14 protein-coding genes are annotated in these 12,878 nt (G+C 64.3%); 9 read left to right on the top strand and 5 right to left on the bottom strand.

The annotated features are described in order from the left end of the window. Positions 1-220: 220 nt before the first annotated feature. The 3 genes from BGP85_RS23900 to BGP85_RS23890 form a co-directional block, all read right to left on the bottom strand. A complete protein-coding gene (locus BGP85_RS23900) occupies positions 221-1,012 on the bottom strand; it encodes an OmpA family protein (RefSeq protein ID WP_103445428.1) in 792 nt (263 codons plus the stop codon). A 50-nt stretch (positions 1,013-1,062) separates the two neighbouring features. Next, positions 1,063-1,476 (bottom strand): DUF4398 domain-containing protein, encoded by a 414-nt coding sequence (locus BGP85_RS23895; protein ID WP_103445427.1) that lies wholly within the window; start codon positions 1,474-1,476, stop codon positions 1,063-1,065. 273 nt (positions 1,477-1,749) lie between these two features. Then, the gene (locus tag BGP85_RS23890; protein WP_060512646.1) at positions 1,750-2,094 is read right to left on the bottom strand and encodes a hypothetical protein; all 345 of its coding nucleotides are present in this window, start codon (positions 2,092-2,094) and stop codon (positions 1,750-1,752) included. Between the two features lie 167 nt (positions 2,095-2,261). On the opposite strand from BGP85_RS23890, the gene ppc reads away from it, so the two are divergent. The 7 genes from ppc to BGP85_RS23855 all read left to right on the top strand — a co-directional run bounded on the left by ppc (position 2,262) and on the right by BGP85_RS23855 (position 9,404). Continuing rightward, a complete protein-coding gene (ppc, locus tag BGP85_RS23885; RefSeq protein WP_103445426.1) occupies positions 2,262-4,889 on the top strand; it encodes a phosphoenolpyruvate carboxylase in 2,628 nt (875 codons plus the stop codon). Positions 4,890-5,146: 257 nt separating this feature from the next. Then, positions 5,147-5,797: an adenylate kinase gene (gene adk, locus BGP85_RS23880; RefSeq protein WP_028691565.1), complete on the top strand. Its 651-nt coding sequence runs from the start codon at positions 5,147-5,149 to the stop codon at positions 5,795-5,797. Between the two features lie 88 nt (positions 5,798-5,885). Next, entirely contained in the window at positions 5,886-6,560 is a 675-nt protein-coding gene (gene tsaB / locus BGP85_RS23875) for a tRNA (adenosine(37)-N6)-threonylcarbamoyltransferase complex dimerization subunit type 1 TsaB (protein WP_103445425.1), read from the top strand. Between the two features lie 131 nt (positions 6,561-6,691). Continuing rightward, positions 6,692-6,979 (top strand): hypothetical protein, encoded by a 288-nt coding sequence (locus tag BGP85_RS23870; protein WP_103445424.1) that lies wholly within the window; start codon positions 6,692-6,694, stop codon positions 6,977-6,979. Positions 6,980-6,982: 3 nt separating this feature from the next. After that, the gene (locus BGP85_RS23865; RefSeq protein WP_103445423.1) at positions 6,983-7,852 is read left to right on the top strand and encodes a DUF72 domain-containing protein; all 870 of its coding nucleotides are present in this window, start codon (positions 6,983-6,985) and stop codon (positions 7,850-7,852) included. A 28-nt stretch (positions 7,853-7,880) separates the two neighbouring features. Next, positions 7,881-8,711, top strand: coding sequence for an isocitrate lyase/PEP mutase family protein (locus BGP85_RS23860; RefSeq protein WP_103445422.1), 831 nt, complete (start codon positions 7,881-7,883; stop codon positions 8,709-8,711). A 6-nt stretch (positions 8,712-8,717) separates the two neighbouring features. Then, on the top strand, positions 8,718-9,404 hold the full coding sequence (locus BGP85_RS23855) for an extensin-like domain-containing protein (protein WP_103445421.1): 687 nt from the start codon (positions 8,718-8,720) through the stop codon (positions 9,402-9,404). A gap of 2 nt (positions 9,405-9,406) precedes the next feature. Here BGP85_RS23855 and BGP85_RS23850 read toward each other — a convergent pair whose 3' ends face one another. Beyond that, entirely contained in the window at positions 9,407-10,027 is a 621-nt protein-coding gene (locus BGP85_RS23850) for an energy transducer TonB (RefSeq protein WP_103445420.1), read from the bottom strand. 103 nt (positions 10,028-10,130) lie between these two features. Here BGP85_RS23850 and BGP85_RS23845 point away from each other — a divergent pair, with 103 nt between their 5' ends. Beyond that, positions 10,131-10,907: a class I SAM-dependent methyltransferase gene (locus tag BGP85_RS23845; RefSeq protein ID WP_103446225.1), complete on the top strand. Its 777-nt coding sequence runs from the start codon at positions 10,131-10,133 to the stop codon at positions 10,905-10,907. Between the two features lie 56 nt (positions 10,908-10,963). Here BGP85_RS23845 and BGP85_RS23840 read toward each other — a convergent pair whose 3' ends face one another. Then, a complete protein-coding gene (locus tag BGP85_RS23840; protein ID WP_103445419.1) occupies positions 10,964-11,605 on the bottom strand; it encodes a TetR/AcrR family transcriptional regulator in 642 nt (213 codons plus the stop codon). 168 nt (positions 11,606-11,773) lie between these two features. Here BGP85_RS23840 and BGP85_RS23835 point away from each other — a divergent pair, with 168 nt between their 5' ends. After that, entirely contained in the window at positions 11,774-12,874 is a 1,101-nt protein-coding gene (locus BGP85_RS23835; RefSeq protein ID WP_103445418.1) for an efflux RND transporter periplasmic adaptor subunit, read from the top strand. Positions 12,875-12,878: the final 4 nt, after the last annotated feature.

Below are 12,878 nucleotides of genomic sequence, written 5' to 3'. Positions count from 1 at the left end.
TCAGGTCAGGCGGGAGCAACTGTCTTGCCCAAATGTTAAAAGCTGCCGCCATTCCTGTGGGAGCGGGCTTGCCCGCGAACACGGGCGAAGCCTGTGCCATCCCGCTTTCCGAACTCTTTACTTGCCCTTACATCGAATTCACGGTCTTAGCTTTTAGTTGCCAGCGTGCATGCATGAAAAACCCCGCCATCAAGGCGGGGTTCCAGTTTTTTCGGCAGCCTTATTGCTGAATCTGGCTCACCGAACGAGGTGACACCGGTTGGTTGTCGTTGGAGATGGTTACCTCCACCCGACGGTTCTGCGCACGGCCCGAGTTGCTGCCGTTATCCGCCACCGGGTATTCCTTGCCATATCCCTGGGCGACGATGCGTGCCGGGTCGACGCCTGCGCGCACCAGCGCCATGCGCACGCTGGCAGCGCGGCGTTCGGACAGGGTCTGGTTGTAGTTGGCCGAGCCGACGCTGTCGGTGTAACCCTCGACGATCACCTTGCGCTCCGGGTTCTCCTGAAGGAACTGGGCCAGCTTGGTGATGTTCGGGTAGGCGTTGCTCTTGAGCGTGGCCTTGTTGAAGTCGAACAGCACGTCACCGAAGGTCACCAAGGTACCGCGGTCGGTCTGCTTGGCGTTGAGGCTTTCCTGCAGCTTGGCGATCTGCGCGTCGCGGGCATCGAGCTTGGCCTGGGCGCGCTGGGCCGAGGCGTTCTTCAGCTCGTTCTCGGCGGTACGCAGGGCGATGGTTTCCTTGGCCACTTCGACACGCTGGTTGGTCAGGTAGGCGAGTTGGTCGACCTTCTCGGTGTTTTCACGGTCCATGAAGGCCTTGTCGGCCTTGTTCAGCCAGTCCTGGGCATCCTTGGTCTCGAGCGCGGCGACCTTGCTCGACTGTGGGTCGCTCTGCAGCGCCGAGAAGTTGGTGCGGGCCGACTCCAGGTTGGGGTTCGGGTCGTGGGAGCAGGCAGCGAGGCTGATGCTCAGGGCCAGCAGGGCGGGAATCATGACGTAGTTGCGCATAGTGTTCATCCTTTGATCAGTTGCGAAGGCTCGGGTTGGCATGGCGGCGCTCATTCAGCGCTGCGCAGGCCTTCCTGACGCACGTCCTGAACGCCCTGGCGGGCATCCTGCACGGCCTTCTGGGCCTTGGCTGCCTGGGCTTTGCGCTCGGCAACGCGCGCGTCCCATTCGGCTTGCTCGGCCAGGCGCTTGGCCTCGTCATACTTTTTGTCGTGCATGGCGATTTCGGCCTGCTTGAACTTGTCCTGGGCCGCTTTCATTTCCACGGCAGCGAACTCGGTACCACCGGCACTGACGGCGGAATTCACAGCGGACTGGGTGACGGCGTACTGCTCGGTAGGCGGGTTGCCAGCACAGCCAGCAAGGACCAGGCTACTGCCAAGGGCCAGCGCGGCCAGCTTCAACCCGCGCACGTGGCTGGATGTGGGTTTCGGGGTGCGGGTGTTGATGGTGGTCAGTTCCATTGGATCACTCCTGATTACGACGATGTCCGTAGCAGTCCATCGCTCAATCCCTGACATTGCCTGCGCTTGCGCTCAACGATGCACATGGCGGGAGTGCAGGGTTTTAGCGTGATGGCTATTGGCTGGGACTTGACCGTTTTTTGAATGGTTCCGAAAAAAATGCTCATTACGGCTATTTATTTCTGACTGATCGGTCAGCGAGATTTGCTCGGAACTTTCGATGCCTGGAGTGGTTCCGGGCCTGTTGCAGGCCCGGAATATCGTGTTTCAAGCTCAATTGCCGCTGTCGTCGCCGGTGTTGCTGAGGTCGTGCAGATGGCGCCGTGACAAGGCAAGAAAACGCGGGGTCGGGCCGATGTCTTCGAACAGCGGGTCACCCTCCTCGTCAGTGGCGATGACCTTGCGGCCCTGCACGTAGGGGAAGCTGGCTTCCAGCTCCTCCAGCGCGGCGGCGACCAGTTCGCCGAGCAGTTCCTCGGCGGTGCGCTTGGGGTACATGTCGATCAGGGCAGCCAGGCGTGCCTCGGACTCGAGGTCCAGGTGCAAGGCGTGGCCGGTGGGGCTCAGGGTGCCGGCGGCATTCTGTTCCCAGTGCTGGGCGAGTTCGCGGATTTTCATGATGACCTCTGTGAACGCCAGTAAAGGCTGCAGTGCATCAGACTGCGCTGGCTTAACTTTAGTTTGCTTTGCGCGATCGCGGCTTGCCTTTGCGCCCCGGCAGTGGGCACTCTTGGGCCAGTGCTGTTTCCTGAGGAGCGCGGCGAGCCGCGCCGAAGAGAGGGCCAATGACTGATATCGATGTGCGCCTGCGTGAAGATGTCCATGTGTTGGGGGAGTTGCTCGGCGAAACCATTCGCCAGCAGCACGGTGATGCGTTCCTGCAGAAAATCGAGGACATCCGCCACAGCGCCAAGGCCGACCGCCGCGGTGCTGGCGAGCAGTTGAGCTCGACCTTGGCGGACCTCGCCGAAGCAGACCTGTTGCCGGTGGCGCGGGCCTTCAACCAGTTCCTCAACCTGGCCAACATGGCCGAGCAGTATCAGCTGATCCGCCGTCGTGATGCCGGCCAGCCAGAGCCGTTCGAGGCGCGGGTATTGCCCGAACTGCTGGCGCGCCTGAAGCAGGCCGGGCACAAGGATGACGCTCTCGCCCGGCAACTGGCCAAGCTGGATATCCAGCTGGTGCTGACCGCGCACCCGACCGAGGTGGCACGGCGCACGTTGATCCAGAAATACGATGCCATCGCCGGCCAGCTGGCCGCGCAGGACCACCGCGACCTGACCTCCGCCGAGCGCGAGCAGGTGCGCGAGCGCCTGCGCCGGCTGATCGCCGAGGCCTGGCACACCGAAGAAATCCGCCGCACCCGGCCCACCCCGGTGGACGAGGCCAAATGGGGCTTCGCGGTGATCGAGCATTCGTTGTGGCATGCCATTCCCAACCACTTGCGCAAGGTCGACAAGGCGTTGTTCGACGCCACCGGCCTGCGTCTGCCGCTGGAAGCCGCACCCATTCGCTTCGCCTCGTGGATGGGGGGTGACCGCGACGGCAACCCCAATGTCACTGCCGCCGTGACCCGTGAGGTGCTGCTGCTGGCCCGCTGGATGGCCGCCGACCTGTTCCTGCGCGATGTCGATGCGCTGGCGGCCGAGCTGTCCATGCAGCAAGCCAGTAATGCCTTGCGCGAGCGTGTGGTCGACAGTGCCGAGCCGTATCGGGCATTGCTCAAGCAGCTGCGTGACCGCCTGCGGGCGACCCGCGCCTGGGCCCAGGTCGCATTGACCAGCAGCCAGCCGGCCAGTGCCGAGGTGCTGGTGGACAACCGCGACCTGATCGCCCCGCTGGAGCTGTGCTATCAGTCGTTGCATGAGTGCGGCATGGGCGTGATCGCCGATGGCCCATTGCTCGACAGCCTGCGCCGGGCGGTGACCTTCGGCCTGTTCCTAGGTCGCCTGGATGTGCGCCAGGACGCAGCCCGGCATCGTGATGCGCTGGCGGAGATTACCGATTACCTGGGCCTGGGCAGCTATGCCGACTGGGACGAAGAACAGCGCATCGCCTTCCTCCAGGCCGAACTGAAGAACCGCCGGCCGTTGCTGCCGGCGCACTTCAAACCCCAGGCAGAGACCGCAGAAGTGCTGGCCACCTGCCGCGAGATCGCTGCGGCGCCGGGCGCTTCGCTGGGCTCCTACGTGATCTCGATGGCGGGTGCAGCCTCCGATGTGCTGGCCGTGCAACTGCTGCTCAAAGAAGCCGGCCTGACCCGGCCGATGCGCGTGGTGCCACTGTTCGAAACCCTGGCCGACCTGGACAACGCCGGGCCGGTGATGGAGCGCCTGCTTGGCCTGCCAGGCTACCGTGCCAGCCTGCGCGGGCCGCAGGAAGTGATGATCGGCTATTCCGATTCGGCCAAGGACGCGGGCACCACGGCGGCCGCCTGGGCCCAGTACCGCGCCCAGGAAAACCTGGTGCGCATCTGCCGCGAGCATCAGGTCGAGCTGCTGCTGTTCCATGGCCGTGGTGGCACGGTCGGCCGGGGCGGCGGCCCGGCCCATGCGGCGATCCTGTCGCAGCCCCCAGGCTCGGTGGCAGGGCGCTTTCGCACCACCGAACAGGGCGAGATGATCCGCTTCAAGTTCGGCTTGCCGGGCATCGCCGAGCAGAACCTTAACCTCTACCTGGCCGCCGTGCTTGAGGCGACTTTGCTGCCGCCACCACCTCCAGAGCCCGCCTGGCGTTCACTGATGGACCAGCTGGCGGCCGATGGCCTCAAGGCTTATCGCGGCGTAGTGCGGGAAAACCCCGACTTCGTCGAATACTTCCGTCAGTCCACGCCCGAGCAGGAACTGGGCCGCCTGCCGCTGGGCAGCCGCCCGGCCAAGCGTCGTGCCGGTGGCATCGAAAGCCTGCGAGCAATTCCGTGGATCTTCGGCTGGACCCAGACACGCCTGATGCTGCCGGCCTGGCTGGGGTGGGAAACGGCCCTGAGCAATGCCTTGGCGCGGGGCCAGGGCGAGCTGCTGGGGCAGATGCGCGAGCAATGGCCGTTCTTCCGCACCCGCATCGACATGCTGGAAATGGTCCTGGCCAAGGCCGATGCGCAAATCGCCGAGGCCTACGACCAACGTCTGGTGCAACCGGGCTTGCTTCCTTTAGGTGTGCACCTGCGCGACCTATTGTCGCAGTCGTGCCAAGTGGTGCTGGGCCTGACCGGGCAGCCGGTGCTACTGGCGCACAGCCCCGAGACCCTGGAATTCATCAGACTGCGCAACACCTACCTGGACCCGCTACACCGCCTGCAGGCCGAGTTGCTGGCCCGTTCACGCAGCCGCGAAGCCGCTCTGGACAGCCCGTTGGAGCAGGCCTTGCTGGTGACCGTGGCAGGGATTGCCGCAGGCCTGCGCAACACCGGCTGAAGCCTGCGGGTGCGGCCTTGCACGGTCGGCAGGCAAGCGGCCAGAACAGGGCGAGGAGGGTGGTTGCGCCGGGCGCAACCACCTGCGGTTTTGCTTACAAATGACGCAATGCTGCAACTTTGGGACGCTTGTCTGGCTGCCGGGCGCTGTGTATCTTGAGCAGCCTTCTGACCGATTTATGGTCATACCCGATTTTCCGGACTTGGCCTCGATTGCCGAATCCATTGAATTTCATAAAAAAATTTGAGGAGCACGAGATGCGCGTAATTCTGCTGGGAGCTCCCGGGGCCGGTAAAGGTACTCAGGCAAAGTTCATCACCGAGAAGTTCGGTATTCCACAGATCTCCACCGGTGACATGCTGCGTGCCGCCGTCAAGGCCGGTACCCCACTGGGCCTGGAACTGAAGAAAGTCATGGATGCCGGCCAGCTGGTTTCCGACGAGCTGATCATCAGCCTGGTCAAGGAGCGCATCGCCCAGCCGGATTGCGCCAATGGCTGCCTGTTCGACGGCTTCCCACGCACCATTCCACAGGCTGAAGCCATGGTTGCCGCTGGCGTGGACATCGACGCCGTGGTCGAAATCGCCGTCGACGACGAAGAAATCGTCGGCCGCATGGCAGGCCGCCGCGTGCACCTGGCCTCGGGCCGCACCTACCACATTCAGTACAACCCGCCGAAAGTGGAAGGCAAGGACGACGTCACCGGCGAAGACCTGATCCAGCGCGACGACGACAAGGAAGAAACCGTGCGTCACCGCCTGTCGGTCTACCACAGCCAGACCAAGCCATTGGTGGACTTCTACCAGAAGCTGTCGGCCGCCAACGCCGGCAAGCCGAAGTACAGCCACATCGAAGGCGTCGGCTCGGTCGAGTCGATCACCGCCAAGGTGCTGGCAGCCCTGAGCTGATCCAACGCCATGCGTCACAACGGCCCGCTTGCGGGCCGTTGTCGTTTATACTGCCGCTCTTTTTCCCTCGCACCTGGATACCCGTTCGATGACCACCCTGCTGGCCCTGGATACCGCCACCGAAGCCTGTTCCGTTGCGCTGCTGCATGACGGCAAGGTAACCAGCCATTACGAGGTGATCCCGCGCATGCATGCGCAGAAGCTGCTGCCGATGATCAAGCAGCTGCTGGCGGACTCCGGCGTGGCGCTGAATGCACTGGATGCCATTGCCTTCGGCCGTGGCCCGGGCGCGTTCACCGGGGTGCGCATCGCCATCGGTGTGGTGCAGGGCCTGGCTTTTGCGCTGGAGCGCCCGGTACTGCCGGTGTCCAACCTGGCCGCGCTGGCCCAGGGCGCTTTGCGCGAGCACGGCGTGGAGCAGGTGGCCGCAGCCATCGATGCGCGCATGGATGAGGTGTACTGGGGTTGCTACAAGGCCGAAGCCGGTGAAATGCGCCTGCAGGGCCTGGAAGCCGTGCTGCCGCCTGAGCGCGTAGCCCTGCCTGAAGGCTGCAGTGGTGACTGGTTCGGTGCCGGTACCGGCTGGGGCTATGCCGAGCGCCTGGCTGTACAGACCAGTGCCAGCAACCCCGCGGCACTGCCCAATGCGCTGGACATTCTCAGCCTGGCCAATTTCGCCTGGGCCCGTGGCGAGGCAATCGTCGCCGAACAGGCGCAACCGGTTTACTTGCGCGATAATGTGGCTACACCCAAGGCGCGCTGAGTGCTGTTCGTCGGTTATCGCAGTTGACGATAAAACCTTCGGCGCAAACTGTGGTCCAGTTATCACTCGAGCATTAGCGACGGAACTCTGATGCTGCTAAATTGCCATCATTGGTCCTGAGTGCTCACGCCATGCGTATCGACGGTTTCTCATCACAGTCCTACCCGATCAAGCGCACCCCGCGCAAAGGTGCGGTGCGGGACGAGAACGTGGACGATGCCGAGCTTATCGAAGAGAGCGAAGTCACCCAAGAGGCTTCTGCGCGTCGTCGCCCGTCGGGCCTGCCGGCTCGCCAGCAGGACATGGTATTCCCCCGCGCTCGTGACCGGCGCACTGCTACTGCATTGGCCAGTTACCTCAGCACGGCCGGTTTTACCGACTGGGACATGGAAGTACTGGGGCTTGACCTGTACATTTGATGGATGAATCCATCTTCCCTGCCTTATTTCTTAGGTTGCCCGTCCTGGAGCGAGAACGCCTGGCGCGACTACCTGTATCCCGCCGACGCCAATACCAATGAAATGCTTGGCTACTACAGCCAGGTATTCAACGCAGTCGAGGGCAACACCACGTTCTATGCGCGCCCCGCGCCCGCCACCATTGCCCGCTGGGCGCAGGTCATGCCCGCGCACTTCCGTTTCACCGCCAAATTTCCCAGGGATGTCAGCCACGAAGGCGACCTGCGGGATCAGCTGGAAGCGGCCTGCGACTTCACCCGCCTGATGGCTCCGCTGGGCCAGCGCGTATCGCCGTACTGGCTGCAGTTGCCGGCCCAGTTCAGCCCCGCACGGTTGGGCGAACTGGGCCATTTCCTCGACGAAATCGGCGTGCCGGTGGCGGTGGAAGTGCGCAACCAGGCCTTCTTCGCCAAGGGCGAGGAAGAACGGCTGCTCAACCGCCTGCTGCACGAGCGCGGCGTGGAGCGCATCTGCCTCGACCCCCGCGCCCTGTTCAGTTGCACCTCACGCGACCCCGCCGTGCTGCATGCGCAGTCGAAAAAACCCAAGGTGCCACCGCGCCCCGCTGCCTTCAGCCAGCACCCGCAGGTGCGTTTCATCGGCCATCCGCAGCTTGAGGCCAACGAGACCTTCCTTACCCCCTGGGTGGACAAGGTCGCCGCCTGGATCGAGGAGGGGCGTAGCCCTTATGTATTCCTGCACACGTCCGACAACCGCCTGGCCGCGGCATTGGCCCAGCGTTTCCACCAACGGCTGATGGCCCGCCTGCCTGGTCTGGCAGCATTGCCGGAATTGCCGCGCGCCCCCGAGGTCGAACAACTGGGGCTACTCTGACCATTCCCAGCCCCCGGAGGTTGTGACCATGGATGTACAGACCCTGCGAGCCGAAGCCTTCAAGGCACTGCATGAGCGTGAAGGCGCCTTCGTCATTCCCAACCCCTGGGATGCCGGCTCCGCCAAGCTGCTGGCCAGCCTCGGCTTCGAAGCATTGGCCACCACCAGTGCAGGCCTGGCGTTCAGCCTCGGGCGGCCCGATGCCGAAGGTGCCTTGAGCATGGACGAGACTCTGGACAATGCCGGTGTGATCGTCGATGCCACCGCTTTGCCGGTAGCCGCCGACCTGGAAAACGGCTTCGGTGACTTGCCCGAGGACTGCGCCCAGACCATCCTGCGTGCTGCTGAAGTGGGGCTGGTCGGCGGGTCGATCGAAGATGCCAGCGGCCGCGCCGACGCGCCGATCTACGACTTCGAACTGGCAGTGGCGCGGGTGCGGGCCGCCGTGCAGGCCGCGCGCAGTCTGCCATTCCCGTTCACCTTGTGTGCCCGTGCGGAAAACCTGCTGCACGGGCGCATGGACCTGGATGACACCATTCTGCGGCTGCAGGCATATGCCGAGGCCGGTGCCGACGTGCTCTATGCACCAGGCCTGCGCAGTGTCGATGAGGTGCGCGCGGTGGTGCAGGCGGTGGCGCCGAAACCGGTCAACGTGCTGATGGGGCTGGCGGGTGTACCGTTGAGCGTCAACCAGTTGCAGGACCTGGGCGTGCGCCGCATCAGCGTCGGTTCGTCGCTGGCGCGCGCGGCACTGGGCGCGTTCCAGCGTGCCGCACTGGAGATCCGTGATCAGGGCACCTTCAGCTACGGCGAGCAGGCCTTGCCGTTCGCCCAACTCAACGACCTGTTCCGCCGCTGAGGCGCCGTGCGCGCGCTGGTGCTGCTGTGTGGCCTGCTGATCATGGCAGGCTTTGCGTGGCAGCTCGGTTGGCGCCTGCCGGATGCGTGGAACCCGTGGGCGGTGCTGGATGTGCGCCAGCCGCCAAGCTGGCTGACGAGCTACAAACTGTCGCGGCTGCGCAATGACCCCGCCTTGTGCCGCCAGACGCTGGAGACTTCCGGCCTGCGTTACCGGGCGCAAGCCGACAGCCCGGCGTCAGCCAAATGCCCGTTGCAAAACGTGTGGCGCATTGAGCAAGGGCAGGTGCGTTTAAGCAGCAGTTTCCTGGCCAGTTGCCCCTTGGCAGTTGCCTATGCGTTGTTCGAGCAGCATGGGCTGCAGCCTGCGGCGCAGCGGGTGCTTGGCCAGCCTGTTGTGCAGGTGGATCACCTGGGCAGTTTTGCCTGCCGCAATGTCTACAACCGCAAGGAGGGGCGTCTGAGCCAGCACGCCACGGCCAACGCGCTGGATATCAGTGGTTTCCGCCTGCAGGATGGTCAGCGCATCGTGCTGGCGCGTGACTGGCAGGCGGGTGGGCAGAAGGGTGAGTTTCTAAGGCAGGTGCGGCAAGCAGCCTGTGACAGCTTCAGCACCGTACTGGGGCCGGACTACAACGCTGCCCACCATAATCACTTTCACCTGGACATGGGGCGTTGGCAGGTCTGCCGCTGATATCAGGCGTGCGCGCGAACGTTGTTCAGCACCACTGGGCGTGCCCAGTGCATGTCGAATTCCAGATCGTTTTGCTGCTTGGCCATAGTCGCCTCGTCGTACGGCTCCGGCGCAGGGTCGAGCAGGTTCATTTCGAATTCGGCAATCGGCAGGTGCAGCGGGCGCGGGGAGGGGCCAGGGCCTGGCTCGGCGATTGGGTGGCCTTGGCTCATCACCACCGGGCGCAGCCAGTTGTTGCTGATGTCGAGCTGGCGCTGCTGCTGGATCATCTCGGCGACGCTGAACGGCTCTGGCGCCGGCTCCAGCAGGTTGGCCTCGAGCTCCGCCTTGGGTAGGAACAGGGGCTTGGGGGGGGCGACGATGGTGTCTTGCACCGGGCAGGCGCGCTGGGTTTCGATCATGGCCAGGGCCTTGGCCCCGCCGATCGGCTCGCCGCTGTGCTGATCGTACTGCACCATTGCCTGGCTGACGCTGTCCGGTTCTTCTGCCTGCTGCTCGGCCATCGCGCGGGCAAAGAAATCCTGCCACAGGTGGCTGACGCCCCCGAGTGCCTGGGTATTCTGCCGACCGTAGTTGCCGACAGGCGACAAGTAGGTCAAACCGATGGGAAGAGTATCTGTCATGGCAGTCGTGCGCGCTGTGCTCTGGCAGAATAGCGGGATATTGCCTGTATCGGCCGTGGCGGCCGATACATGAGGGGCAGGGTTCAATTTCTAGGTGTGAATGATGGAAGAGCAGGGCACAGGTATCCGGGTCGAGGCGCTGTCGGCTGAGTTCGAGGCGCAGGCCGCCGCATGGGCCGAGCGCCTGGCGCTGCCGCTGCATGACGATGCTGCCGGCTTTGCCGTGCAGCTGGGCGTTGATGGCTTGCAGATCCAGCAACTGGGCCCCCAGGCACCGGGGCCGGTGCGGGTGGACTTTGTTGAGGGCCAGGCTGCACACCGGCGCCAGTTTGGTGGTGGCAACGGGCAGATGATTGCCAAAGCGGTCGGCATCGCCCAAGGCGTTCGGCCACAGGTGCTGGATGCTACGGCGGGCCTTGGCAAGGACGCGTTCGTGCTGGCCAGCCTGGGCTGCCAGATGACCCTGATCGAACGCCAGCCGCTGATTGCCGCGTTGCTGGAGGATGGCCTGTCACGGGCCCGGCTGGATGAAGAGGTGGGGCCGATTGTCGGGCGCATGCGTCTGCTGACGGGTAACGCCATCGAGCGTATGCGCAGTTGGGAAGGCGAGCCGCCGCAGGTGATCTACCTCGACCCGATGTTCCCGCACCGTGACAAGAGCGCCTTGGTAAAGAAGGAAATGCGCGTGTTCCGGCCGCTGGTGGGCGATGATCTGGATGCGCCCGCATTGCTGGAGGCGGCACTGGCGCTGGCCAGTCACCGGGTGGTGGTGAAGCGGCCGCGCAAGGCGCCGATCATTGATGGGCCGAAGCCTAGTCATAGCCTGGAAGGTAAGTCGAGCCGGTATGACATCTATCCGAAGAAAGCCTTGAAGGCTTGATCGCCTGTGCCGGCCTCTTCGCGGGCTTGCCTGCGAAGAGGCCGGCACAGGCTGACTCAGGCCTTGAAGGCCCGGATAAACAACTCTACCACCTCACGCACATGAGCCTCGGCCTCATCCCCCTCCAGCGGCCCGGCACACCCCAACAGCAGCCGGTAATCCGGCGCGCCCTTGATCAGGCAGAAGAAGTGCTCGGCTGCTTGCAACGGGTTGGCAATCCGCAACAGCCCGCGCTCGTCGATCCCGCGCAGCAACGCTTCCATCCCCGCCAGCACCCGCTTGGGCCCGGCTTCATAGAAGTACTCGCCAAGCCCAGGGTCCTGGCTGCCCAGCGCCATGATCAGGCGGCTCAACTTTACCGCCTCGTCGCTGCTGATCAGCGCCTGGAAGCTGCGGCCAATGTTCAGCAACACATCCTCCACCGCCGCCCCTTCGGGGTATTCGAACATCAGGTCGGGCAACTGGTTCTGGCAGGTCGCCATGACCGCCGAGCCGAACAGCGTCTGCTTGTCGGTAAAGTGGCTGTAGACCGTGAGCTTTGAAACACCTGCCGCCGCAGCGACCGCATCCATGCTGGTGTTGGCGTAGCCAAGACTGAGGAACAGCGCCTTGGCGGCTTCGAGGATGGCCTCGCGCTTGGCCAGGTCCTTGGGCCGGCCCGGGCCGATGGGTGCGTCGTTGGACATTGGAATCCGCATCTGGTTGAAGGGGCGCCCATCTTACCGGCTCGAACCGCTTCCGGCTGCAGGTCGCGACCATCGTTAATGTTGATTTACTTTCCGACGCCGGCTTCCCGGCTTCGGTTCCCTGATTTAATATACTCACCAGTATAAATATTCGATGTGCTCTTCTCGAAAGGATTCATCATGTTGCGCCATGCCTTGTCCCTCGCTCTGCCCGCTGCTGCCGCTTTGTTGCTGGCCGCCTGCGGCCAGGAAGCCGCGGCCCCTGCCGCACCACGCCCGGCCCTGGTGGTGCAGCCACAGCCGGCCGAAGCCGCTGCCGACAGTTACCCCGGCGAAGTGCGCGCGCGCTTCGAACCTGAGTTGGCCTTCCGCATTGGCGGCAAGGTCAGCAAGCGCCTGGTGGAAGAAGGGCAGCGGGTCAAGGCCGAGCAGCCGCTGGCTGAGCTTGACCCGCAGGACGTGCGCCTGCAGCTGGAAGCCAACCGCGCCCAGCTGGCGGCGGCCGAGGCCAACCTGTCGCTGGTGCGCACCGAGCGCGACCGCTACCAGAAACTGCTGGATCGGCAGATGGTCAGCCACTCCCAGTACGACAACGCGGAAAACCTCTACCGCGCAGGCCTCGCCCGCCTCAAGCAAGCCAAGGCCGAGTTCGACGTGGCCGGCAACCAGGCTGAATACGCTGTGTTGCGTGCGCCGCAGGCAGGCGTCATCGCCAAGCGTCAGGTTGAAGTCGGCCAGGTGGTAGCAGCCGGGCAAACCGTGTTCACACTCGCCGCCGACGGTGAGCGTGAAGTGGCCATCGGCCTGCCGGAGCAGCAGTTCGCACGTTTTGCCGTGGGCCAGGATGTCAGCGTCGAATTGTGGTCGTACCCCAACGAGCGTTTCCCAGGGCGCATTCGCGAGCTGTCACCTGCTGCCGACCCGCGTTCACGCACGTTCGCCGCTCGCATTGCCTTCACCTCGGCCAAGGCACCTGCCGAGCTCGGCCAGAGTGCAAGGGTATTCATTGCCCATGATGGGCTGATTCCGCTGGCGGTGCCGTTGTCGGCCGTCACCGCAGAAAACGGCCAGGCCTATGTCTGGCGCGTGAACAAGGACAGCCGCCTGGAGCGCGCCGTGGTGCGCCTGGGGCCTTATGGCAGTGAAACCGTGCCGGTGCTCGAAGGCCTGGCGCCGGGCGACTGGGTGGTCGCTGCCGGTGGCCACGTGCTGCGCGAGGGGCAGGAGGTGCAGCCGGTAGACCGCACCAACCGCGTGGTGAACCTGACGGCCAAGGAGTAAGTCC

Origin of the sequence: Pseudomonas putida (assembly GCF_002906855.1) — a bacterium.
Taxonomy (GTDB): Bacteria; Pseudomonadota; Gammaproteobacteria; order Pseudomonadales; family Pseudomonadaceae; genus Aquipseudomonas; species Aquipseudomonas putida_N.
This window is presented reverse-complemented; position numbering and strand designations above follow the sequence as displayed.

Excerpts from the sequence above, each read along its gene's own strand:
- BGP85_RS23900 (WP_103445428.1), bottom strand. The coding sequence starts at position 1,012 with ATGCGCAACTACGTCATGATTCCCGCCCTGCTGGCCCTGAGCATCAGC.
- BGP85_RS23895 (WP_103445427.1), bottom strand. The coding sequence starts at position 1,476 with ATGGAACTGACCACCATCAACACCCGCACCCCGAAACCCACATCCAGC.
- BGP85_RS23890 (WP_060512646.1), bottom strand. The coding sequence starts at position 2,094 with ATGAAAATCCGCGAACTCGCCCAGCACTGGGAACAGAATGCCGCCGGC.
- ppc (WP_103445426.1), top strand. The coding sequence starts at position 2,262 with ATGACTGATATCGATGTGCGCCTGCGTGAAGATGTCCATGTGTTGGGG.
- adk (WP_028691565.1), top strand. The coding sequence starts at position 5,147 with ATGCGCGTAATTCTGCTGGGAGCTCCCGGGGCCGGTAAAGGTACTCAG.
- tsaB (WP_103445425.1), top strand. The coding sequence starts at position 5,886 with ATGACCACCCTGCTGGCCCTGGATACCGCCACCGAAGCCTGTTCCGTT.
- BGP85_RS23870 (WP_103445424.1), top strand. The coding sequence starts at position 6,692 with ATGCGTATCGACGGTTTCTCATCACAGTCCTACCCGATCAAGCGCACC.
- BGP85_RS23865 (WP_103445423.1), top strand. The coding sequence starts at position 6,983 with ATGAATCCATCTTCCCTGCCTTATTTCTTAGGTTGCCCGTCCTGGAGC.
- BGP85_RS23860 (WP_103445422.1), top strand. The coding sequence starts at position 7,881 with ATGGATGTACAGACCCTGCGAGCCGAAGCCTTCAAGGCACTGCATGAG.
- BGP85_RS23850 (WP_103445420.1), bottom strand. The coding sequence starts at position 10,027 with ATGACAGATACTCTTCCCATCGGTTTGACCTACTTGTCGCCTGTCGGC.
- BGP85_RS23845 (WP_103446225.1), top strand. The coding sequence starts at position 10,131 with ATGGAAGAGCAGGGCACAGGTATCCGGGTCGAGGCGCTGTCGGCTGAG.
- BGP85_RS23840 (WP_103445419.1), bottom strand. The coding sequence starts at position 11,605 with ATGCGGATTCCAATGTCCAACGACGCACCCATCGGCCCGGGCCGGCCC.
- BGP85_RS23835 (WP_103445418.1), top strand. The coding sequence starts at position 11,774 with ATGTTGCGCCATGCCTTGTCCCTCGCTCTGCCCGCTGCTGCCGCTTTG.